We start from the raw sequence: 23,283 nt of genomic DNA, 5'->3' as shown, positions 1-23,283 counted from the left end.
CAGGCGGCCGCCATGCCCGCGCACGCCACCATCGCAACCGCCGACATCACGGGGCTGCTGCTGGCCGGCGGACGCGGCTCGCGCATGGGCGGTGTCGACAAGGGGCTGCAGCCTTTCAACGGCGAACCGCTGGCGCTGCATGCAATACGGCGGCTGGGGCTGCAGGTCGGCCGGCTGATGGTCAATGCCAATCGCAACCTCGCCGACTACGAAGCCTTCGGCGTGCCGGTGTGGCCCGACAGCCTCGCGGACTATGCGGGGCCGCTCGCGGGCTTTCTGACCGGGCTGGAGCACTGCACCACGCCCTGGCTGCTGACCGTGCCTTGCGACACCCCCCTGTTCCCGACCGACCTGGCCGCCCGGCTCGCCGAAGCGGTCGTTGCCGGCAATGCGGAGATCGCCATCGCCACCGCGCCCGAAGCCGCCGAGGGCGACGTGGTGCTGCGCCCTCAACCCGTCTTCTGCCTGCTGCGCGCCGACCTGCGCGGCAGCCTGCAGCGCTACACCGAAGCCGGCGGCCGCAAGGTCCACGCATGGACCGCGCAGCACCGCACGGTGCACGTGCCCTTCGACCGCCCCGGCGACGCGCCCGACGCCTTTTTCAACGCCAACACCCTGGCCGAACTGCACGCACTCGAAAACCGATGAGCCGCATCGCAGACATCGCTTCCACCCTCACGGGCTATGACGACGCCGCTGACCTGAGCGTCGAGGCCGTCCACGCCTTCCTTTCGCAACTGACGGCCACGGCCGTCGTCACGCAGCGCGAAAGCGTTTCGTTGCTCGACGCCCTCGGCCGCGTGCTGGCCGAAGACATCGTCTCGCCCATCAGCGTGCCGCCGCACGACAACTCCGCCATGGACGGCTACGCCTTCGACGGCTCGGTGCTGCCCAAGGACGCCCCCATCGACGCCTCCATCACGCTGCGCGTGGCGGGCACGGCACTGGCCGGCGCGGCCTGGCGCGGCGCGCTGGGCGCGGGAGATGCGGTGCGCATCATGACCGGCGCGATGATGCCGGCGGGCCTCGACACCGTCATTCCGCAGGAGTTCTGCAAAGTCGACGGCGACCGCGTGTGCTTCCCGGCCAAGGTGCTGCGCCGCGGCGACAACCGCCGCTTCGCGGGCGAAGACCTGATGAAGGGCCAGCCCGCGCTGCGCAAGGGCGAACGCCTCTCGCCCGCCGCACTCGGCATGGTCGCGAGCCTCGGCCTGCCGGGCGTGCCCGCGCTGCGGCGGCTGCGGGTGGCCTGTTTTTCGACCGGCGACGAGATCCTGAGCCTCGGCGACGCGCCGCGCGAAGGCGCCGTGTACGACAGCAACCGCTACACCGTGATCGGCCTGCTCACGCGGCTGGGCTGCGAGGTGATCGACCTCGGCCTGGTACGCGACGACCCGGCCACGCTCGCCGCCACGCTGCAGCGCGCCGCGCGCGAGGCCGATGCCATCGTCACCAGCGGCGGCGTCAGCGCGGGCGCGGCTGACCACACACGCGACGTGATGCAGCAGTTGGGCGACATGGCGTTCTGGCGCGTGGCCATGCGCCCGGGCCGTCCACTCGCTGTGGGGTTGATTCCGCGCGAGGCGTCACCGCAGCCGGCCGTGCTGTTCGGCCTGCCGGGCAATCCGGTGGCGGTGATGGTCACCTTCCTGGCCTTCGTGCGGCCGGCGCTGCTGCGCATGATGGGCTGCCATGAAGCAGCCGCCGCGCCGCCACCGCTGCTGCGCGCGCGCAGCACGAGCCCGATCCGCAAGAAGCCGGGCCGCACCGAATACCAGCGCGGCTTCGTGAAGAACGTGCGGGGCGCGTTGCCCGAAGTGTGCGTTGCGAGCCACCAGGGCTCCGGGGTGCTCAGCTCGATGGTCGAGGCCAACGGGCTCGTGGTGCTGCACCACGACCAGGGCAGCGTGGCAGCGGGCGACGAGGTGGACGTGATGATGTTCGACGGCGTGATCTAGCCGCCGGGAAAAGAAAGAGCGGCCAGCGGCCGCCCGACTCAGAGGCGCCCCAGCGCCTTGTCCACGCCCTTGTTGGCCAGCATGTCGGCGCGCTCGTTGCCCGGATCGCCCGAGTGGCCCTTGACCCAGCGCCATTCGATCTGGTGGCCGCCTTCACTCACCAGCTTGTCGAGCCGCTGCCAGAGCTCGACGTTCTTTACCGGCTGCTTGCTCGCAGTGAGCCAGCCCTTGGCCTTCCAGCCACGGATCCATTCGGTGATGCCCTTGCGCACGTACTGGCTGTCGAGATACAGCAGCACCTTGCAGGGCCGCTTGAGCGCGGCCAGGCCCTCGATGACGGCGGTCAACTCCATGCGGTTGTTGGTGGTGTTGAGTTCACCGCCGAACAGGTCCTTCTCGGTGGCGCCCGACTTGAGCCATGCGCCCCAGCCACCGGGGCCGGGATTGCCCTTGCACGCACCATCGGTGTAGATCACGACTTCGTTCAAACTGACTTTTCCTTCTCTTTCATTCGATCCTCTTCATTCGATTTCGATCATTTCAATTCTTGTTCGGCTCGCTGCGATGCACCTTGCCGGCAATGGGCACGGGCGCGGTGGCGCGGGCGCCTGAGCGCCGCCAGTCGGCGCTCAGCAGGCGCATGCCGCGCACCCGCTTCACCGCGACCAGAAAGTAGGCCGCACCGAAGATCGGCCACCAGCGCTCGCCGGCGGCGTCCATCCAGCGCGAGCGCTCCAGCCAGGCCTCGCTGCGCACCGCCGGCCGGTAGATGCCGAAGCGGCCCGACTCCACCTCGAAGCTCAGCAGGCGCAGCCAGTCACGCATGCGCCAGTAGCCGATGAACTCCCCGCCTTCGGGCAGGTAAAGATCGCCGATGCCCAGCCGGCGGTAGATGTGCGCGCGGCGCTGCCGCATGCCCCAGAGGCTGGCCGGGTTGAGCCCGCAGATCACCACGCGGCCTTCGGGCACCAGCACCCGCTCGACCTCGCGCAGGGTGGCGTGCGGGTCAGGGCTCAGTTCGAGCGCGTGCGGCATCACCACCAGGTCGAGGCTGTTGGCTGCAAAAGGCAGCGCCGCGAAGTCGGTCAGGAGCGTTGCCTTGCTGGCTCGGGCGGGGTCGTCCAGTGCCAGCCAGCGGTGCGGCATGCGGTTGGCGCGCAGCCCGTCGACCTCTGCCGCGCCCAGCTGCAGCGCGTGATAGCCGAACACATCGGCCACCGCCTGATCGAACTGGGCCTGCTCCCAAGCCAGAAGGTAGCGCCCCGGGGGGGTCGCGAACCAATCCTGCAAACCTATAATTTGACCGCTCATGACCCTTGTTCCGCTGCCCGCCTTCGCTGACAACTACATCTGGATGCTGCACGACGGGTCCCACGCCATCGTGGTGGATCCGGGCGATGCCCAACCGGTGTTCGACGCGCTGGCGCGCCACAAGCTGCAGCTGGCCGCGATTCTAGTCACGCACCACCACCCCGATCACACGGGGGGCGTGGCCGCGCTGCATACAGCCACCGGCGCCCCGGTCTGGGGGCCCGCACGCGAGCGCATTCCCGAGCCGTACACGCCGCTGGCGCAGGGCGACATCGCGGAAGTGCTCGGCCTGCGCTTCGAGGTCATCGACGTGCCGGGCCATACCGCCGGCCATATCGCCTACTTCCTCCCCGCCGCGCAAACCGCGCTCAACGACGCACCGCTGCTGTTCTGTGGCGACACGCTGTTCTCCGGTGGCTGCGGACGGCTGTTCGAGGGCACGCCTGCGCAAATGCTGGCCTCGCTCGATGCACTCGCCGCTTTGCCCGGCGACACGCGTATCTGCTGCGCTCACGAGTACACACTTTCTAACCTGCGTTTCGCCCAGGCGGTGGAACCGGCCAACGCCGAACTGAGTCACTACAACGCGCGCTGCGAAAGCCTGCGCGCGAAGGGGCAGCCCACGCTGCCGTCACAACTGGCGATCGAACGCCAGGTCAACCCCTTTCTTCGCAGCCGCGAAGCCACTGTCCTTAGAGCGGTGCGTGCCCACGCCGAGCTGGCTGCCGATGCAGCCGAAGCCGACGTGTTTGCCGCACTGCGCCAATGGAAAAACGACTTCCGATGAAATTTATCGCTGCCACCTGCCTTGCAGGTTCACTGGTGCTCGCGGGCTGCGCGGGCACGAACAACAACAGCTCTTCCCCCTCTTCTTCATCGTCACCCCAGGCCGGCGGCACCGGCTCCAAGGTCGCCGGCAGCGCGGCCCCCATCTACCCGCGCGACTCGCTCTCCCCCCTCCCCAGCGGCCAGGCCCATTCGCAGAGCGTGGTCACGCTCGCGCCGCCGGTCGACATGTGGGACCGCATCCGCCGCGGCTTCAAGATGCCCAACCTCGACAGCGACCTGGTGCGCGACCGCGAGCAGTGGTACGCCAGCCGGCCCGACTACATCCAGCGCATGACGGAGCGCTCGAACAAGTACATCTTCCACATCGTCGAGGAACTCGAGCGGCGCAACATGCCGACCGAACTCGCGCTGCTGCCCTACATCGAGAGCGCGTTCAACCCTCAGGCTATCTCCAGCGCGCGCGCCGCGGGCATGTGGCAGTTCATGCCGGCCACCGGTACCGATTTCGACCTGAAGCAGAACATCTTCCGTGACGACCGCCGCGACGTGGTGGCCTCCACCCGCGCCGCGCTCGACTACCTGCAGAAGCTCTACGGCATGTTCGGCGACTGGCAACTGGCCCTGGCCGCCTACAACTGGGGTGAAGGCAGCGTGAGCCGCGCCATCGCCAAGAACCAGCGCCTGGGCCTGCCCACCACCTACAGCGACCTCACCATGCCCGCCGAAACGCGCATGTACGTGCCCAAGCTGCAGGCCGTGAAGAACATCGTGGCGAACCCGCAGGCCTTCAACACCGAACTGCCGCTGATCGCCAACCACCCGTACTTCCAGACCGTCACGCTCACGCGCGACCTCGACGTGGAGCTCGCCGCCAAGCTGGCCGACGTGCGGCTCGACGACTTCCGCGCGCTCAACCCCGCAGCGCACAAGCCGGTGCTGATCGCCGCCGGCACGCCGCAGATCCTGCTGCCGTGGGACAACGCGGCCGTGTTCCAGCGCAACTTCGACGCCTATTCACAGGGCCAGTACGCGAGTTGGACGGCCTGGGTCGTGCCCAACACCATGACGGTGGCCGACGCAGCCCAGCGCTCGGGCATGAGCGAAGCCGACCTGCGCGCCATGAACAACGTGCCGCCGCGCATGCTCATCAAGGCCGGCTCGACGCTGATCGTGCCGCGCGGCGCCCGCGTGAAGGAAGACGTGGCGGCCGTGGTGGCCGACGGCGGCCACCTGAGCTTCCAGCCCGAGATCGTCACCCGCCGCACGACCGTCAAGGCCGGCCGCGCTGACAGCGTTGCCAGCATCGCGCGCCGCTACAACCTCAAGCCGGCCAACGTCGCCGAGTGGAACGACGTGAAGCCCAATCACGCGTTCAAGCGCGGCTATAGCGTGGTGGTGTATCTGCCGGTTCGCGCGACGGTTGCGACCCGCGCTGGCACCGGCATCCGGCCCGTGCAGACGTCGCATGTCACGGCCGCTCCCGCACGCCGTGGCGGTGCGTCCTCGAAGGCTGCCGCGCCGCGGGGCTCCAATGTGGCCAAGGTGCCTGCCAGCAGCAAGCAGCAGGTCGTGCGCGAGAAGCGCGGCGGCACGCCGGTGAAGAAGAAGCGCTAAGGCTGGTCGCGCTTCAGTGGGCCTTGGCGGCCCACGCCCTGCGGCGTACCACGGCCTCCAGCGCGGCCACGGCGATCATGATGACCGTGGTGAGCGTGCCCACCACCATCACCGTCATGTGCGACGCGAAGACCGCAAGCACCGCCAGCAGGCCCAGCCCATAGAGATGCGATTGCGGCAGGAAGCCGCGCACCACGCGCTTGAACAGCGCATTGCCGAACAGATAGAGCGCCGGTCCGCCGATCAGCGCACCGAGGTACTTGAGCTCGGCATGGTGCGAGCCCTCTCCGATCGTCAGCTCGTCCGCCACCGCGCAGACGATGATGCCCGCCACCAGAATGACGTGCGTGTAGTGGAACTTGGCGCCGACGCCGCCCGGGTCCGCGGCATGCTCGATGACATGGGTCGCTTCCTTGGCGCTGGTGTCGAAGTACATCCACCACATCGCCAGGCTGCCCGCGAAGCCCACGAGCAGCGCGAACAGATCGCTCCCATGCCATTCGGGGTGGTGCCCGAAGGCGATGCCGGTCGCCAGCACCGACTCGCCCAGCGCAACAATCACGAACAGCTGGCAGCGCTCGGCGAGATGGCCGCCGTCGATGGTCCAGTCGCTGGTCAGCGAACGGCCCAGGCCCGGAAAGCGCAAGCCGATCATCGGTGCGATGTACTCGCACAAAACGCCGCCGAACCAGAGCGCGAGGCGCGCCGGCCCATCGGCCAGGCCACCGGCAACCCAGAACACCCCGGCCACGCAGTTCCAGGCCAGCAGGCGGCGGAAGTTGGGCGTGAGCGGATCGTTGGGGCCGATGGCGATCAGCATGCAGAGCGTGCGCCCCGCCTGGATGCCCACAAAGCACAGCGCGAACGCCAGCCCGCGCTCCGCAAAGGCCCCGGGCAGCGCCGAGGCCATCACCATCGCCAACAGCATGATTGCGAACAGTACGCCGCGGATGCGCAGCGCGCTGGGGTTGAACCAGTTGGTGGTCCAGGCCGTGTACTGCCAACCCAGCCAGACGGCAAACCACATGACCAGCGTCTGCAGCGCCCCCAATAGCGTGAGGTGGTCCAGCAGGTAGTGGGAAAGCTGCGTGACTGAAAACGCGTAGACCAGGTCGAAGAACAGCTCTTCGTTCGAAACCTTGGCGGCCTGGTCGCGCGAGCGCAAGGTCGTGGCCCGCTTGTGGTCGTGGCTCATTGTTCGTTTACCCCCGTGGATCGTTGCGGCACTCCTCAGCGCCGCGCAGGATCATCGCATGAGGGCTCTAGAGCTTTTCGGTCTCGCCGGTCTTCGGCTGCCACTTCATCAGGCGCTTTTCGATGAGCCCTACGATCCCGTCGAGCGCCAGCGCAAAGGCCGTGAGCACCACAATGCCGGCGAACACCGTGTTGACATCGAAAGTGCCCTCAGCCTGCAGGATCAGATAGCCCACGCCCCGCGCCGAGCCCAGGTACTCGCCCACCACCGCACCAACAAAGGCCAGACCGACCGAAGTGTGCAGGCTGGAAAACACCCAGCTGGTCGCGCTCGGCAGGTACACCGTGCGCAGCAGCTGCCGCTGGTTGGCACCCAGCATCTTCGCGTTGGCCAGCACCACCGGGCTCACCTCGCGCACGCCCTGGTAGACGTTGAAGAACACGATGAAGAACACCAGCGTGACCGCCAGCGCCACCTTGCTCCAGATGCCCAGCCCGAACCACAGCGCGAAGATGGGCGCGAGGATCACGCGCGGCATCGAATTGGCGGCCTTGATGTAGGGGTCGAGGATCAGGCTCGCCGTGGGCGCGAGCGCCAGCCACAGCCCGCAGGCCAGGCCCAGCACTGTGCCGATGACGAAGGCCAGCACTGTCTCCAGCAGCGTGGTGCCCAGGTGCTGGTAGATGTCGGCGTTGCCCTTCAGCCCTTCGGGAAAGAGCGCATTAGCCGGCAGTTCGAACGGCAGGAACCAGCTCCAGATGCGGCCCGCCACCTGGATCGGCTCGCCGAGGAAGAAGGCGAACTGCTGGTTGCGCGAGGCGATGTGCCACGCCACCAGGATCACCACCAGCAGTGCCAGCTGCCAGAAGCGCGCGTTGCGTTCATTGAGTCCGAGGCGAGGCATCAGGCGGCCTTCCTCAGCTGCTGCGCATAGCCCTTGAGCACCTCGTCGCGCAGCACCTCCCAGATCTGGGTGTGCAGCTCGACGAAGCGCGGCTGCGTGCGCACCTCGGCCACGTCGCGCGGCCTTGCAAGGTCGATGGCGAACTCGCCGATGGGGTGCGTCGCAGGGCCGGCCGACAGCACCACCACGCGGTCGCTCATCGCAATGGCCTCGTCGAGGTCGTGCGTGATGAACAGCACCGCCTTCTTCTTCGCGCTCCAGAGGTCGAGCACCTCGTTCTCCATCAACTGGCGCGTCTGGACGTCGAGCGCACTGAAGGGTTCGTCCATGAGGATGATGTCGGGGTCGAGCACCAGCGTCTGCGCCAGCGCCACGCGCTTTCGCATGCCACCGGAAAGCTGGTGCGGATAGCGGTCGCCGAAGCCCGAGAGCCCCACGCGCGAGAGCCAGGCCTCGGCCTGCTCGCGCGCCTCGGCATCGGGCACACCGCGGTATTGCAGGCCCACCATCACGTTGTCGACGGCACTGCGCCAGGGCATCAGTGCCTCGGTCTGGAACATGTAGCCGGCGCGCGTGTTGATGCCCTCGAGCGTCTGGCCGAAGACCTTCACGGTGCCCGAAGAGGGCTCGAGCAGGCCCGCGCCCACGTTCAGCAGCGTCGACTTGCCGCAGCCTGTGGGTCCGACCACCGAGACGAACTCCCCTGCCCTGATGCGCAGCGTGGTGTCGGCCACCGCCGTGTAGCGCTGGCCCGGATCGTCCTTCGAATGGAAGGTGCAGCTGATGGAGAGAAGTTCGAGTGCGTAGTCGGACATGGCGTAAAAAACCCGGCCGAGGCCGGGTCGCGGGGACGTTCGGAATCAGGCTTTGAACCTGTCTTTCGCGCGCCTAGCAAAATCGTTGGTGTAGGTTTTCGCGAGGTCGATCTTGTCGGCCTTCACGGTGGTATCGAAGCTTGCGATCGCAGTGAGCGCCGTCTTGGGGCCGTCGACCGGCACGAGGCCGTCGGTGGCGATCGATTCGCGCACCTTGTCGAACGACGCGAGATACAGCGCGCGGTCGCCGAGCAGATAAGTCTCGGGCACCGTCTTGATGATGTCGCCGGGCCCCGCCGTCTGCAGCCACTTCAGGCCGTGCACGATGGCATTCGCCAGCGCCTGGCAGGTGTTGGGATTCTTCTGGATGAACTCGCTCGACGCATACAGGCAGGCGGCCGGCATCGTGCCGCCGAACACCTGCAGCGTGCCCTTGAGCGTGCGCGTGTCGCTGATGATCTTCACGTCACCCTTCTGCTCCAGCATCGTCATCACCGGGTCGGTGTTGCTGATGGCGTCGATCTGGCCCGAGCGCAGCGCGGTGAGCGCACCGGCCGCCACGCCCACGCCGATGAAGCTCACGTCACTGGCCTTGAGCCCGCCGCGCGAGAGCACGAGGTTGGCCACCATGTTGGTCGACGAGCCCGGCGCGGAGACGCCGATCTTCTTCCCCTTGAGATCCTGGATGCCGGTGTAGCCGGCCATGTTCTTGGTCGACACGCCCACCGCGATCTGCGGTGCACGGCCCTGCAGCACGAAGGCCTGGAAGAACTGGTTCTTGGCCTGCAGGTTGATGGTGTGTTCGTAGGCGCCCGAGCAGACATCGGCCGAGCCGCCGACCACCGCCTGCAGCGCACGTGCGCCGCCGGCGAAATCGGAAATCTCCACATCGAGCCCTTCGGCCTTGAAGTAGCCGAGCTGCTCCGAGATGGTGAGCGGCAGGTAGTAGAACGCCGCCTTGCCGCCGACCGCGATGGAGATCTTCGTCTTCTCCAGCTTCGCCTGCTGCGCAAAGACGCGCGGCAACGCGATGGTTGCAGCGGCGATGGCGGCAGTAGCTGAAATGAGAGTGCGGCGATGAAGCATGAAACGTTGCCCGTTGGCTCTGTGACTCGTAAGAACTGAATCGAGCTTAGGGGCCGCACCACACGGCTGCATCGGGGTGATCCCGTGCGGGTTTTCACGTAAGCACGAAGGCCTCTCCGAGAAGCCTTCGCCAAGGCATCATCGCGCCGGAAAAAGTATTGCGATATCGAGCGGAAACGCGAGTGCACAGACAACGCTGTGCGCGCTACCTGCGATCTACCAGGGCATGGGCGATGGTGCCGAGATCGACGTACTCGAGCTCGCTGCCTGCCGGCACGCCGCGTGCAAGGCGCGTCACGGTCAGGCCGTGCTGTTTCAGCGCTTCGCCGATCACGTGCGCGGTGGCCTCGCCCTCAGCGGTGAAGTTCGTGGCGAGGATGACCTCGCTCACCGTGCCGTCGCGCGCGCGGTCGAAGAGCTTCTGCAGGCCGATGTCCTTCGGCCCTATGCCGTCGAGCGGACTGAGCTTGCCCATCAGCACGAAGTAATAGCCGCGGAACGCACCGGTGCGTTCGAGCGCGGCCTGGTCGGCCGGCGTCTCGACCACGCAGAGCTTGCTCGCATCGCGCCGCGTGTCGAGGCAGACGTTGCAGACCGGCGCCTCGGTAAAGGTGTTGCAGCGCTCGCAATGCCGCACGTGGCCTGCGGCCTGCTGCAGTGCGCGTGCGAGCAGCTGTGCGCCCTCGCGGTCGTGCTGCAGCAGGTGGAATGCCATGCGCGAGGCCGACTTGACGCCGACACCGGGCAGGCGGCGCAGCGCATCGACCAAGGCGTCGAGCGAACTGGCGTCTGCCATTTATTGCGACCGCTCGCTCAGAACGGCAGCTTCATGCCGGGCGGGAGACCTGGCATGCCGGCCGTCAGCTTGCCCATCTTCTGCTCGCTGGTTTCCTCGGCCTTGCGCACGGCAGCGTTGAAGGCGGCAGCCACGAGGTCTTCGAGCATGTCCTTGTCGTCCGCCAGCAGGCTGGGGTCGATGGTGATGCGCTTGACGTCGTGCTTGCAAGTCATGACGACCTTGACGAGGCCGGCGCCGGATTCGCCTTCGACCTCGATGTGGGCCAGCTCTTCCTGGGCCTTCTTGAGGTTGTCCTGCATTGCCTGCGCCTGCTTCATGAGGCCGGCCAGTTGTCCTTTGTTGAACATCGTTGGTCCTGTGTCTGGTTGGAAAGTGGGTGAAGGATAAGAGAGACGGAAGCTCAGGCTGGTTTCAGCGTGCCAGGGACGATCTTCGCATCGAAGTCGCGCATCAGTGCCTGCACTTCAGGGTCGCTGAGGATGGCCTCTTCGGCCACGCGCTGTCGCTCGTCCGCGGCCTGTTTGTTGCGGCGCGCGGGGCTGTCGACCACGCTGCCGATCTCGATGGCGAGCTTGACGTCGTGGCCCAGGCTGCCCAGCGCAGCCGTCAGCTTTTCGCGGCTGGACGGCTGGTTGAGCGTTTCGCGCTCGATGCGCAGCAGCCACTGGTCAGTGTCGCGGCCCACCAGCTGCGACTGCAGCGCCAGTTCACGCGCCAAGGCGGCGATGGCCTCGGCCGCGATCAGTTGGGAGACCGTGGCGTACCAGAAATCGCCGTCTTCGCTGGTCGGAATGGGGGTGAAGGTGCTGCGCGGCTCGTCGGCGCGTGGCGTGTCGCGGGCACTGGGCGGAGGCTGCACGCGGATGGGCACGCCGACAACCCGGGCGGGTGCTTCGGCGGCAGCGCCGGGGCGGGGTTCGGCCTGCCGGGGTTCGTCGACCACGGCGAGGCGATGGCCGGCGGGAACCGAGGCAGCGTAGGCAGGCGCTGGCGCGGGTGCAGCAGGCGATTCGACCGGGGGGCGAACCACCGGCGCGGGGGCCGGAGCAGGTGGCACGGTGCGCGCCGGAGCTACCGGCGCCACGGCCGCAGCTTCATTCAGAGTTTTTTTTTCCGGGGAGGCCGTCGAAGCAGCCGCGCTGGAAGGTTTGAAGGCCAATAGCCGCAACAGCACCATGGTCAGGGCAGCGTACTCGTCGGGGGCCAGGCCCAGCTCGCCGCGGCCATGCAGGCACAGGCTGTACAGCAGTTGCGTCTCGTCGGCCGGCATCAGCGCGGCGAGGCGAGCGGTGTCGGCCGCGTCGGGGTCGGTGGCGGAATCGGCCGACTCCGCCCGAGAAGGCACGGCCTGCAGCACTGCCATGGCCTGCAGCACTGCTGTCATTTCCTCGAGCGTGGAGGCGGCGGACATGCCGTCTACGCGCAGCGCCTCCGATGTCTCGACCACCGTCCTGCCATCGCCCTGCGCCAGCGCCTCGATCAGGCGGAACACATGGCCGCGATCGACGCTGCCGAGCATCTGACGCACGCCGGCCTCGACCAGCTCGCCGTTGCCGAATGCGATGGCCTGGTCGGTGAGCGAGAGCGCGTCGCGCATCGAGCCGCGCGCCGCGCGCGCCAGCAGGCGCAGCGCCTGCGGCTCGGCCGGGACGTTCTCGGTCTGCAGCACGCTGGTGAGGTGCTCGAGCACCGTCTCGGGCGCCATCGGCCGCAGGTTGAACTGCAGGCAGCGCGACAGCACCGTGACCGGCACCTTCTGCGGATCGGTCGTGGCCAGCACGAACTTGAGGTACTCGGGCGGCTCCTCGAGCGTCTTCAGCATCGCGTTGAACGCGGTGTTCGTGAGCATGTGCACTTCGTCGATCATGAAGACCTTGAAGCGCCCCTGCACCGGCTTGTAGACGGCCTGTTCGAGCAGCGACTGCACCTCGTCCACGCCGCGGTTCGAGGCCGCGTCGAGCTCGGTGTAGTCCACGAAGCGGCCCGAGTCGATGTCGCGGCAGGCCTGGCACACGCCACACGGCGTGGCCGTGATGCCGCCCTGCCCGTCCGGCCCCTGGCAGTTGAGTGACTTCGCCAGAATCCGCGAGACCGTGGTCTTGCCGACACCCCGGGTGCCGGTGAAAAGATAGGCGTGATGCAGGCGCTGCGTGGTCAACGCGTTCTCGAGCGCCTGAACCACATGCCCCTGACCGACCATCTCACCGAAGGTTTTCGGACGGAACTTGCGAGCGAGCACGAGATAAGACATTGCGGGCATTCTAAAAGGCACGGCGCCGGCCCTCAGCCCTACCCCGCAATCAAAAAGGCCTGCCTTTTCGTGGGACACCGAGGAACCGGCTTCACCGGGGCCTCAGGTATCGCCCCCCGGCAGGGGGAAGGAGAAGCGACACGAAGTGCGCGCATCCTGGGGGTTACAATGCGTGCTGACGGGCCTCCCTGCATGGTGAAGTGGCCAACCGGGTCAGGTGGGGAACCAAGCAGCCCTAACTGCGTAGTCAGTGCCAGGGGTAAGGCTCGTCAACCTCTTCAGCGGCTTCGTTTCATTCCGTGCGAAATGAAACGAGGCTTGCAAAAACTCTCAGCAGCAGAAACTCCAACGGCGCGAGGCCCTCACAGGCCCAGCCGCTGGATCGCGCCGCGTGCTGCCGCAGCGCCACTGGCCATCGACGCCGTCAGCAGGTAGCCACCAGTCGGCGCTTCCCAATCGAGCATCTCCCCTGCCGCGAACACGCCGGGCAGTGCGTTCGCCATCAACTGCGCATCCAGCGCATCAAAGCGCACGCCGCCAGCCGTGCTGATCGCCTCGTCGATCGGGCGCGTTGCGACGAGCTTCAAAGGCACGGCCTTGATCGTCGCCGCCAGTTGCGCCGCATCCTGCATCGCTTCGCGGCTCAATGCTTCGTGCAACACGCCGGCCTTGATGCCTTCTAGCCCGAGCCGGCTCTTGAGGTGGCTGCTGAGCGAGCGAGCGCCGCGCGGATGCGTGACCGCGGCCAGGACCTGCTCGGCGCTGCGGTCGGGCAGCAGGTCCAGCAGCAGCGTCGCACTTCCTTTTGCAGCGATCTCGTCGCGCAGCAGCGCCGATGCCGCATAGATCAAGCTGCCTTCGATCCCCGTGGCCGTCGCAACGAACTCGCCCTTGCGTGCAAAGTGCCGTCCCTGGCTGTCAGTGAAGGAAATCGCGACCGACTTGAAGGGCTGCCCCGCGAAGCGGCTGGAGAAATGCTCGCTCCAGCCCGCACCGTCGAAGCCGGAGTTGGCGGGCAGCAGCGGCGCCACCTCCACGCCCTGCGCCTGCAGCCATGGTACCCACGCGCCGTCAGAGCCGAGGTGCGCCCAGCTTGCGCCGCCCAGTGCCAGCACCACGGCATCGGCCTTTGCAGTGACGTCGCCAGCGGGTGTCGAGAATCGCAATGCCGCCGCATCGAATGATCCGTCGCCCACCCAGCGATGCCGCATATGAAACTGCACACCCGCCGCACGCAGCCGATGCAGCCACGCACGCAGCAACGGCGCTGCCTTCATGTCGGTCGGAAACACACGCCCCGACGTGCCGACAAAGGTCTCGATTCCAAGGCCGTTCGCCCATTCGCGCACCTGCTGCGGCCCGAACTGCGCAAGCATCGGCTCCAGCTGCGCGCGGCGCTCGCCGAAGCGGCTCATGAACACATCGAAGGGCTCCGAATGCGTGAGATTCAGCCCGCCGCGGCCGGCCAGCAAAAACTTGCGGCCCACCGAAGGCATCGCGTCATAGACGTGCACTTGCGCACCGGAGGCGCTCAAGACTTCAGCCGCCATCAGGCCGGCAGGTCCGCCGCCGATGACGGCGACGGTAGGGGAAACAGTCATTCGAGATTTACCAGTTCGCCCTGCCCGGTGAGGAACGCGACGCGCACCGTGGCACCGGGATAGGCATGTTGCACTGCCGCGCGGTAGCGCTGCATCTGTGCGATCAGCGCGGCGTCCCGTTCGGGGCGCGCCGCGGATTTGTAGTCGAGGATCCACCAGGCGCCGCCGTCGCGCTCGCGCACCAGACGGTCGATGCGCAAGGTTTCGCCTTCATGCACCAGCGTGACTTCGTTGCCATGCCAGTCGACCCTGCGATCGTCCCACACCCACGCCCCTTCGCCCGCGCGGATGCGCTGGGCCAGCGCGGCGGCACCGCGTGCCTGCTGGGCATCGAGCATGAATTCGCGGGCTGCGGCGCGCACGTGGGCCGCTGGCAGAGGCTCGCCCGGCACCGCCCATTCGAGCAGCCGGTGCATGGCCTGGCCGAAAGCGGCGGCTCGTACATCGATCGTGGTGTTGGCAGCCTTCTTTGCAGACGGTTGTTCGGTAGGTGCAGGCGCTACCGGCATGTGCTTCATCGAGAAGCTGGCCGCGCCGGTCTCGGTTGGAAGCGCGACCAGCGGCTCGTCAGCCTCTGTGGGCTCGCACAGGGGCTCCAGGCGCGTCCACCAGCTGCCTTCGTTGGCACGCGCCGGACGCACCGACGACAGCACCAGCCGCTCGCGCGCCCGCGTGGTGGCTACATAAAGGCCATTGAGTTCTTCGCGGTGGCGCGCGCGTTGCTCTTCTTCGAGCAGCGTTGCGGCGCAGGCCGGCGGCGTCTTCTCGCTTGCGAGGAACACGAAGCGCGTCGGCGCGCTGTCGCTGCCCTTCCATTCGACCAGCACGCCCATGGTCTGGGCGCGCGGTGGCGGTGCGTCGCAATCGAGCATGAGGACGGTGTCGGCTTCCAGCCCCTTCGCGCCGTGCACGGTCAGCAATTGCACCGCATCGGGCGCAGCCACGGTCGGGGCGCGAACGCCGCCCGCACGCAGCGCGCGCACCAGTGCATACGGCGTGGCGAAACGCGCGCCATCGATGTCGAGCGACGCGGACAGCACGCCGCGCAGATTGGCCAGCGCGCTCTGGCGCATCGCCGCCGGAACCGCAGCGCCGAATTTCGCGAGCAAATCGCCGTCGTGAAAGATCGCGTCGAGCGCATCGTGGGGCGGCAGCGTCATCAGCCAGCGCTGCCATTTCTTGAGCTTCGGGCCCACTTCGATCAACGCTGGAGGCAAGCTCTCGTCCTTCTGGATCAACGCGAACCAGCTCACTGCACCGCGCTCGCGCTGGCGCAGCGCGAGTTGCACCAGCGCCTCGTCGTCGATGCCGAACACCGGCGACTTCAGCGCCCGCGCCAGCGAAAGATCGTGCGCGGGCGACACCAGCGCGTCGATCAGCGCAACCACGTCCTGCACTTCGGGCGCGTCGTGCAGGTCGTTTTTCTCGGGCTGCTGCACGGGGATGTGGCGCTGGCGCAGCGCGTCCTGCATGGCCGAGAGCCGGCTGCGCCTGCGCGCCAGCACCATGATCTGCCGCGGGGGCGTGCCGTCGGCGATGCGCTGCGCGACCCATTGCGCGGCCTGTTCGCATTCTTTCTGCAGCAGTTGCTCTTCGGGCAGCACGCGCGGCGTGACGAGACTGTCGCGCCAGTGGAGCATGCCGTCGTCGGCCGGCGCTGCTTCGGCCGTATCGCCGAGCGCATCACGGTCGATGGCCGGCAGCTTGAGCAGTTCGCCTTCGTCGCCGCGCTCGGTGGTGTGGGCGCGGTAGCCGTCGAACTCGGCGGCCTCCTGTGCGGCCAGCATCGCTGCGTTGACCAGCCCGACCACAGCTCGCGCATTGCGGTGGGTGTGGTCACAGTTCAGCAGCTCGCCGTCGAGCCCTTCGCGCACGAACTTCTTGGCGGCGATAAACACCTGCGGCTCGGCCCGACGGAAGCGGTAGATGCTCTGCTTCGGGTCGCCCACGATGAACACGCGCGGCGCGCGGCCCTGCGCGCCCGTGTACGCGCTGAGCCAGCCGTAGAGCGCCTGCCATTGCAGGGGGTTGGTGTCCTGGAACTCGTCGATCAGCAGGTGCGCGATGCGCGCATCGAGCCGCTCCTGCACCCATCCCGACAGGGCCGACTGGCCGAGCAGCAACTGCGCAGCCTGCTCGACGTCGTTCATGTCGACCCAGCCGTGGGCACGCTTCACATCGGCAAAGGCCGAGATCAGGATGCGTGTGAGCCGCGTCATGCGCTGCTGGTAGAGCCATGCGGCGTGCTGGGCCTGTGCGCCGCACAGCACCTGCAGCTCGGCCTCGGCCTCTTGCGCGGCAGGGAATTTCTGCAGATTCTTGTTGAGGCGGTCCTCGGTCGCCACGAAGAAGTTCTTGCGCAGGTGCGCGAGCGCGGCAGCCAGCGAATCGCCGGAGGGTTCGCCCGTGCCGAACACGTCGATGATGGCTTCGGCCGCCTTCTGCGGCGTCTTGTTGCTCTCGCGGCCGAGCGCGGCGGCGCGGTCGAGCCAGCGGCGGCGGACCTGCTCGCCGCGCAAGGCCTCGGTCGGGTCAGCCAGGCCCTCGAGCGATGGATAGAACACGCTGAAATGCAGCACGGCGTTCTCCGCATCGGCCAGAGAGAATTCGACACGCTTCGACAGCGCCTCGCTCAAAGCCTTGGCCGTCTGCGAGCGGCCGTGCGTGGCGACGACGGCGTAGTAGTCGGCCAGCGCGTTCTTGTCGGCGGTCACGGCCTCGAAGAACGGCCGCCACGTGTGCCCGCGCGCCTCGGCGTCGTCTTCGAGCAGTTCGTAGTTCGAGGGCAGGCCCAGTTCACGCAGCACCGCGAGCGGCGCATTGCGCAGCAGGCCCGCGAACCAAGCGTGGAAGGTGCGGAACTGCACCGGCCGGCCGCCTTCGAGCAGGCGTCGGTAGAGGCCCTTCAGACGCGGCACGGCCGCCAGCGCGGCTGCAGGCTTGACGCCGCGCATCACGAGCTGGCCGACCAGTTCTTCCGGCGTTCGCTCGGCGAAGTCTTCGAGCCACTGGTCGAGCCGCTCGCGCATTTCGCCGGCCGCCTTCTTCGTGAAGGTGATGGCCAGGATCTCGTGCGGCTCGCAGGCGGATTCGCCCTCTTCGAGCAGCGCACGCAGGATGCGCGACACCAGCATCCAGGTCTTGCCGGCGCCAGCACAGGCCTCGACGGCAACCGAGCGGCGCGGGTCGCATGCGACGGTGTAGAAGGCCTCGCGCGTGACGTGCCGGCCGTTGTGCTCGTAGGCTGCGCCGTTCATTTCGACGCCTCCCAGAAGTCCTTGCGGCAGAGGCCTCTTGCGGCGCAGTAATCGCAGACGGCGCCCTCCCCCAGTGGCGGTAGCGCTGCACCCTGCGCGATGCGCGTGAAGTCATGGATGATGCCGGCCACCAGTGCGTCCCTGGCTTCCACGACGGCAGGCTGCTCGACGGTCTGCGTGCCGGAGGATTTTTCGCCCACGTTGACGTAGGCCGCGCGCAAGGTGTCGTCGGCCACCAGCGCGGCGTAGAAGGCCAGCTGTGTGTCTTCGGTCGGGTCTTTCACGCGCTCCTTGCTGACGGCTGCCGACTCGGTCTTGTAGTCGATCACGAAGGCTTGGCCGTCGGGCATGCGGTCGATGCGGTCGAGCCGGCCGATCAACCGCAGGTTGCCCAGCGGCTGGTCTTTCCACGGCTCGGCTTCGGCGAAGACGGCTCCGGCCGCCTCGTGCCCGGTGAGCCAGCCGAGATAGCCGTCGCGCACCGCGGGCCATGCCGCAGCGAAAGGCAGGAACTCCGCCTCGGAGAGGCTGAGCTCGTGCATCGACCGCCGGGCCGCCTCTTCGATGAGGGCGGTGCGTTCCTGCGCATCCTGCGTCGGGGTTGCGGCCAGCGCCTCGTGGAAGTGGCCGAGCACGGCATGCAACCAGTTGCCGAAGTCGCGCTTGTCGATCTCGGCGTCGAGTTCGTCTGCGCTGCGCAGGCCCAGTTGCCGCAGCGCGAAAAAACGGTAGGGGCAGCGCCGCAGGTCTTCGTACACGCTGGTGGAGATGTTCTCCAGCGGCAGGAGCGCGCCCGAGGGGGTCGGATACTTTGTTGGCTGCACTGCCACCTCGCGCGGTGTGCGCGGGTCGGCCGAGGGCTGCAGCGCGTGGTCGAGCTGCAGCGCCTGTACGAGCGGGCTGGGCCGCACCGGCTCGCCGCTGGCATCAGATTGGCGCCAGATCAACTCGCACGACGGGTTGTGCAAGGCCGCAGCCCAGGCCGCACGCTGTGCAGCTTCGAGCGTTTCGCGCGACGGCAGGCCCAGTTCGAGGCGCTGCGCCGCGCTCCAGTTGCCGGGCGGCTCGGGCGATGCGGGCAGGCGACGGTCGTCGCAACCGGGAATGACCACCGCGCCGAACGCGCGGCCCAGCAGTTGGTATAGCGGCAGCACCACGACCTTCGGGGCCTGGTCGCCAGCGGGGGGCACGAAGCTCGCGTCTTCCAGCACGTCGCGGACCCAGGCGGTGAATTCGGCCAGCGTGTGACGGCCACCGGGGAATTCGTCGTCGTCGCCGTGCGCGCCGGCATCGAGCCACAGGGCGCCGATCACTTTGCCGCCGGCGAGGTCTTCGTCGAGCAACGCCCATTGGCCGCTGGCCTCCAGCAGTTCGCGCAGCGCGTGCAGCCATTCGGCCAAGGGGCGCGAGCGGGTCATGGGCGCTCGGCGTTCTTCGATGGCCTCGGTGAAGGACAGCAGCGTGGCGTCTTGTGGGTTCTCGCTGCGTGCCATGAATGCACACCACGCCGACCAGTCGCGCTGGCCTTCACGGCGCAGACGTGCTTCGAGCAGCTGTACGGTCGGTGCGTCACCGTCGGCGCCGCTCTTGAGCCATTCGAGCACCTGGTCGCTGGCGGCGTCGTGGGCGCAGGCGCGCAACGCGCTCATCAGCGTGGCGGCGGCGCGCGTGGTCGAAAGCTTCCAGCCGGTTTCGTCGTGCGTGACGACGCCTTGCGCGCTCAACTGGGCGCTGATACGGCGCGTGAGGGCACGGTCGGTCGCGACCAGGGCGACCGGTGCGCGGTCTTCGGCGAGGTGGCGCAGCACGCAGGCGGCGGCGAGTTCTGCCTCGTCTTCGGGGTCGAGGGCGATATGCGAGGCACAGGGTTGCGCCAGCACACCGGAGGGCACGAGCGAGAGATGAAGGGCATGGTCGCCCCACAGCTTGCAGAGAGATTGCGTGAGCGGATCGGTCTGGAAGCCCTCGAGCACGATCAGCGCATCGACCTGCGCGCGGGTGCTGTCGCGCTGGAGCACGTCGGTTGCGTAGCCCGAGGTCGAGGTCCACGCGACGGCGATGCGGATCAGCGCGCTTTCTATGCGGAACCACTCCGATTCGCTGCCCGCCTCGGCCACGCTCGCCGCGTGCTGCGCCCATTCGCCGCCCCGCTCCTCGGGCGTCACGGCAGCGGCGAGGGGCGCCAGTTGATACGCCAGCTCGACGACGCGGCCGGCCAAGGCGAAGCGCTCGGCGTTGAAACCGGCCTGCGACAGCAGCGCCTGGGCCGTGACAAGGTCGCGCGCCATGTCGTGCGCGATGTCGTAGCCGGTCGGCACGAAACCGCCCGCACTGCGGGCCCAGTTGTAGGTGGTTTCGAAGCGCGGCACGAAGCCGGGGCTGCCGCATCGCGCCCACATGGCGCGCGCCACGCCCATCAGCTGCGCATAGGGCACCAGCACCACGGTACGGGCGGCATGCAGCTGGCGCTCGGCGAGCGCGCGGACGATCCGCGCGACGACGCCGTCGGCGGGATCGCACCACAGGGCCTGGACAGGGTGGCCTTCGTTCATGTTCTATCGAGGGGTTGGAGAGCGCGTGGACGTGACACGCAAGGGCTTTGGCTATCGCCGCCATAGCGGCCCTGCAAGGCACGCCACCCCTTGGTTTCTGTCACAATGACCAGCACTTTAGCTGCACCGAAACTCTCTGCGCACAAGGATCCATCACATGGCCAGCGAACTCATCAAACACATCTCCGATTCCTCCTTCGAGGCCGACGTGCTCAAGTCCAGCCAGCCCGTGCTGGTCGACTACTGGGCCGAATGGTGCGGCCCCTGCAAGATGATCGCCCCCATCCTGGACGAAGTGTCGGCCACCTACGAGGGCAAGCTGCAGATCGCCAAGCTGAACGTGGACGAGAACCGCGACATCCCCGCCAAGTTCGGCATTCGCGGCATCCCCACGCTGATGCTGTTCAAGGACGGCCAGCTGGCCGCCACCAAGGTCGGCGCCATGAGCAAGGCGCAACTCACGGCCTTCATCGACCAGCAACTCGCTTAAGCGACATTTCAACCGGCCAGCGCGCAATGCGTTGGTCGGCGCGTTTTTCCTGTCATAATCTCCCACAGATCACCGGCCCTTTCATTCAGGCAACCGGTTCGAGTTCCCCGGTTGGTGAGGCAGTTCTCGCTTCACACCCAACCTCCCCCCGTTTTCCGTTCGATTACCCCGCGAGGGGTCATTCCATGCACTTAAACGAACTCAAGGCACTCCACGTGTCTGAAGTCCTCAAGCAGGCTGAAGCGCTTGAGATCGAAAACGTCGGCCGCATGCGCAAGCAGGAGTTGATGTTCGCGATCATCAAGAAGCGCGCAAAAGCCGGCGAGCAGGTCTTCGCCGACGGTGTGCTCGAAATACTGCCCGACGGCTTCGGCTTCCTGCGCAGCCCCGACACCAGCTTCACGGCCAGCACGGACGACATCTACATCTCGCCCAGCCAGGTGCGTCGCTTCAACCTGCACACCGGCGACATGATCGAAGGCGAAGTGCGCACGCCCAAGGACGGCGAGCGCTACTTCGCACTGACCAAGCTCGACAAGGTCAACGACGGTCCGCCGGAGCAGAACAAGCACAAGGTGATGTTCGAAAACCTGACGCCGCTGTTCCCCAAGGAACAGATGAAGCTTGAGCGCGACGGCGTCAAGGGCGAAGAGAACATCACGGGCCGCATCATCGACATCATCGCGCCCATCGGCAAAGGCCAGCGCGCCCTACTCGTGGCGCCGCCCAAGAGCGGCAAGACGGTGATGATGCAGCACATCGCCCACGCGATCAGTGCCAACTACCCCGACGTTCACATGATGGTGCTGCTCGTCGACGAGCGCCCTGAAGAAGTGACCGAAATGCAGCGCACGGTGAAGGGTGAAGTCATTGCTTCGACCTTCGACGAGCCCGCTGCGCGCCACGTGCACGTCGCCGAAATGGTGATCGAGCGCGCCAAGCGCCTGGTCGAACTCAAGAAGGACGTGGTGATCCTGCTCGACTCGATCACCCGCCTGGCCCGCGCCTACAACAACGTCGTGCCCTCGTCGGGCAAGGTGCTGACGGGCGGTGTCGATTCCAACGCCCTGCAGCGCCCCAAGCGCTTCCTGGGCGCCGCGCGGAACGTGGAAGAAGGCGGCTCGCTGACCATCATCGGCACCGCGCTGATCGATACCGGCAGCCGCATGGACGAAGTGATCTTCGAAGAGTTCAAGGGCACCGGCAACTCCGAAATCCACCTCGACCGCCGCCTGTACGAAAAGCGCGTGTTCCCCTCGATCCAGCTCAATCGCAGCGGCACCCGCCGCGAAGAACTGCTGCTGGCACCCGAGATCCTGCAGAAGACCCGCATCCTGCGTCAGCTCATGTACAACATGGACGAGATCGAGTCGATGGAGCTGATGCTCAAGAACATGAAGGCGACCAAGACCAATGTCGAGTTCTTCGACATGATGCGTCGCGGCGGCTGAGCACCACGCTCTCCCGCAAAAGCGCGTTGGCCCTACCGGGTCAACGCGCTTTTTTCATGGGCGCCCTGTATGCAGGGCGCGGCCTTCGAGGGCACTCTGGCGGCCGAGGTCGAGCAGCTCCATCAGTGCGACAGCCTGCTCGGGCGGCACGGGGTTCGAGCCACGGCCGAGGATGGCATCGCGCACTGCGACGTAGTAGTCGACATAGTTGCCGGCGCGGGTGGGAATGTTGCGCTTGCTGGATGCCCCATCACTGCCAATCAGCGTGAGCTCGCCATCGAGCGGATCTGCGCCCCACCCTTCGGCCGGCGGTCGCTGCCCGGCGCGCAGCGCATCTTCCTGCGTATCGACGCCGTACTTGACGTAGCTGCCGCGCGTGCCGTGGACGATATAGCGCGGTGCCGCATGCGCTGCCAACGTCGTCGAATGCAGCACCACGCGCAGCGGCGCGTGCGGCCCACTGTCGTACCGCAGCACGGCGTGAAAGTAGTCCTCGACCACGGCGCCATCGCGCAGGACCGCAGTGTCGAGTTGAACCGTGTCAGGCCGGCCGAACAGTTGCACCACCTGATCGACCAGATGAGCACCAAGGTCCACCCAAAGGCCCGAACCCGGCACGGCCTGCTCGCGCCAGCGCTCCTTTACCTCGGGCCGGAAGCGGTCGAAATGCGACTCCAGGTACACCGGGCGGCCCAGCTCACCGGACGCCAGAACATCCTTGAGGGTCAGGAAATCGGCATCGAAACGCCGGTTCTGGTAGACCGCCAGGACACGATTGTTGCGCTTAGACAACAATTCAAGCGCCCTCGCCTCGGCCACATCGAGCGTGAAAGGCTTGTCCACTACCACGTGCTTGCCGGCCTCCAGCGCCGCTCTGGCGACCGGATAGTGCTGGGCGTTGGGCGTGGCCACCACAACCAGGTCGATGTCGGAGCGGGCCACGAGCGTCGCTACGTCCGGCACCACGGCAACACCGGGCCAGTCGGCGTGCACCCTGTGCGGCTGCGAACTAGCCACAGCCGCCAATTCGAGCCCCGGAACGGCCGAAAGCACGGGCGCGTGGAAGGTCTGGCCGGCAAAACCATAGCCAACGAGGCCGACACGAAGAGGTGCAGAGGTCATGGGGGAGGCCCGGTTTGCTCGGAAATGGGGCAGTATGCGATAATCATGGGCTCCGCGAAAAGTGCGGCTGGGCAGCTTCGTCCGGCAC

Annotated in this window: 19 protein-coding genes and 1 other RNA gene; 7 read left to right on the top strand and 13 right to left on the bottom strand. The window is 67.2% G+C overall.

All coding sequences use genetic code 11. The features are described 5' to 3' along the window. Positions 1–12 precede the first annotated feature (12 nt). Positions 13–648, top strand: a complete 636-nt coding sequence (gene mobA / locus AC07O3_RS02150) for a molybdenum cofactor guanylyltransferase MobA (RefSeq protein WP_495338470.1) — start codon at positions 13–15, stop codon at positions 646–648. Then, complete coding sequence (gene moeA / locus AC07O3_RS02145; protein WP_440534260.1) at positions 645–1,958, top strand: molybdopterin molybdotransferase MoeA; 1,314 nt, start codon at positions 645–647, stop codon at positions 1,956–1,958. Before mobA ends, moeA begins: the two co-directional genes overlap by 4 nt. A 38-nt stretch (positions 1,959–1,996) precedes the next feature. On the opposite strand, the gene rnhA is transcribed toward moeA, so the two are convergent. Next, positions 1,997–2,446: a ribonuclease HI gene (rnhA, locus tag AC07O3_RS02140; protein ID WP_093054353.1), complete on the bottom strand. Its 450-nt coding sequence runs from the start codon at positions 2,444–2,446 to the stop codon at positions 1,997–1,999. A gap of 52 nt (positions 2,447–2,498) precedes the next feature. Beyond that, positions 2,499–3,269, bottom strand: coding sequence for a class I SAM-dependent methyltransferase (locus AC07O3_RS02135; RefSeq protein WP_375338383.1), 771 nt, complete (start codon positions 3,267–3,269; stop codon positions 2,499–2,501). Here AC07O3_RS02135 and gloB point away from each other — a divergent pair. Continuing rightward, entirely contained in the window at positions 3,268–4,056 is a 789-nt protein-coding gene (gene gloB / locus AC07O3_RS02130; protein ID WP_495338469.1) for a hydroxyacylglutathione hydrolase, read from the top strand. The two genes, AC07O3_RS02135 and gloB, sit on opposite strands and share 2 nt — an antisense overlap. Continuing rightward, complete coding sequence (locus tag AC07O3_RS02125; RefSeq protein WP_495338468.1) at positions 4,053–5,672, top strand: transglycosylase SLT domain-containing protein; 1,620 nt, start codon at positions 4,053–4,055, stop codon at positions 5,670–5,672. The genes gloB and AC07O3_RS02125 overlap by 4 nt, the downstream gene beginning before the upstream one ends. 13 nt (positions 5,673–5,685) lie before the next feature. On the opposite strand, the gene AC07O3_RS02120 is transcribed toward AC07O3_RS02125, so the two are convergent. The 7 genes from AC07O3_RS02120 to dnaX form a co-directional block, all read right to left on the bottom strand. Continuing rightward, positions 5,686–6,867, bottom strand: coding sequence for a low temperature requirement protein A (locus AC07O3_RS02120; RefSeq protein WP_495338467.1), 1,182 nt, complete (start codon positions 6,865–6,867; stop codon positions 5,686–5,688). A 67-nt stretch (positions 6,868–6,934) separates the two neighbouring features. Beyond that, complete coding sequence (locus AC07O3_RS02115; protein ID WP_093054343.1) at positions 6,935–7,771, bottom strand: ABC transporter permease; 837 nt, start codon at positions 7,769–7,771, stop codon at positions 6,935–6,937. Continuing rightward, the gene (locus AC07O3_RS02110) at positions 7,771–8,586 is read right to left on the bottom strand and encodes an ABC transporter ATP-binding protein (RefSeq protein WP_093054341.1); all 816 of its coding nucleotides are present in this window, start codon (positions 8,584–8,586) and stop codon (positions 7,771–7,773) included. Before AC07O3_RS02110 ends, AC07O3_RS02115 begins: the two co-directional genes overlap by 1 nt. Before the next feature lie 45 nt (positions 8,587–8,631). Further along, a complete protein-coding gene (locus AC07O3_RS02105) occupies positions 8,632–9,672 on the bottom strand; it encodes an ABC transporter substrate-binding protein (protein WP_093054339.1) in 1,041 nt (346 codons plus the stop codon). Between the two features lie 205 nt (positions 9,673–9,877). After that, entirely contained in the window at positions 9,878–10,468 is a 591-nt protein-coding gene (gene recR / locus AC07O3_RS02100; RefSeq protein ID WP_093054337.1) for a recombination mediator RecR, read from the bottom strand. A 17-nt stretch (positions 10,469–10,485) separates the two neighbouring features. Beyond that, complete coding sequence (locus AC07O3_RS02095; RefSeq protein WP_007836669.1) at positions 10,486–10,818, bottom strand: YbaB/EbfC family nucleoid-associated protein; 333 nt, start codon at positions 10,816–10,818, stop codon at positions 10,486–10,488. A gap of 53 nt (positions 10,819–10,871) precedes the next feature. Then, complete coding sequence (dnaX, locus tag AC07O3_RS02090) at positions 10,872–12,722, bottom strand: DNA polymerase III subunit gamma/tau (RefSeq protein WP_495338466.1); 1,851 nt, start codon at positions 12,720–12,722, stop codon at positions 10,872–10,874. 177 nt (positions 12,723–12,899) lie between these two features. Here dnaX and ffs point away from each other — a divergent pair. Then, positions 12,900–12,996, top strand: an RNA gene (gene ffs / locus AC07O3_RS02085) — signal recognition particle sRNA small type. A gap of 88 nt (positions 12,997–13,084) precedes the next feature. Here ffs and AC07O3_RS02080 read toward each other — a convergent pair. The 3 genes from AC07O3_RS02080 to AC07O3_RS02070 are packed head-to-tail and all read right to left on the bottom strand — an operon-like array spanning position 13,085 to position 20,132. Then, on the bottom strand, positions 13,085–14,323 hold the full coding sequence (locus AC07O3_RS02080; protein WP_495338465.1) for a TIGR03862 family flavoprotein: 1,239 nt from the start codon (positions 14,321–14,323) through the stop codon (positions 13,085–13,087). Further along, positions 14,320–17,580: a UvrD-helicase domain-containing protein gene (locus AC07O3_RS02075; RefSeq protein WP_495338464.1), complete on the bottom strand. Its 3,261-nt coding sequence runs from the start codon at positions 17,578–17,580 to the stop codon at positions 14,320–14,322. The genes AC07O3_RS02080 and AC07O3_RS02075 overlap by 4 nt, the downstream gene beginning before the upstream one ends. Beyond that, entirely contained in the window at positions 17,577–20,132 is a 2,556-nt protein-coding gene (locus AC07O3_RS02070; protein WP_495338463.1) for a PD-(D/E)XK nuclease family protein, read from the bottom strand. Before AC07O3_RS02070 ends, AC07O3_RS02075 begins: the two co-directional genes overlap by 4 nt. A 157-nt stretch (positions 20,133–20,289) precedes the next feature. On the opposite strand from AC07O3_RS02070, the gene trxA reads away from it, so the two are divergent. Together trxA and rho are read left to right on the top strand one after the other, a co-directional pair. Beyond that, positions 20,290–20,622: a thioredoxin TrxA gene (gene trxA, locus AC07O3_RS02065; RefSeq protein WP_042578306.1), complete on the top strand. Its 333-nt coding sequence runs from the start codon at positions 20,290–20,292 to the stop codon at positions 20,620–20,622. A gap of 185 nt (positions 20,623–20,807) precedes the next feature. Next, positions 20,808–22,073 (top strand): transcription termination factor Rho, encoded by a 1,266-nt coding sequence (rho, locus tag AC07O3_RS02060; RefSeq protein WP_013540932.1) that lies wholly within the window; start codon positions 20,808–20,810, stop codon positions 22,071–22,073. A 54-nt stretch (positions 22,074–22,127) separates the two neighbouring features. Here the strand turns inward: rho and AC07O3_RS02055 are convergent, their stop codons facing one another. After that, a complete protein-coding gene (locus tag AC07O3_RS02055; protein ID WP_495338462.1) occupies positions 22,128–23,195 on the bottom strand; it encodes an oxidoreductase in 1,068 nt (355 codons plus the stop codon). Positions 23,196–23,283 lie beyond the last annotated feature (88 nt).

This window comes from Variovorax sp. GW821-FHT09D05 (genome assembly GCF_059416325.1).
This window is presented reverse-complemented; position numbering and strand designations above follow the sequence as displayed.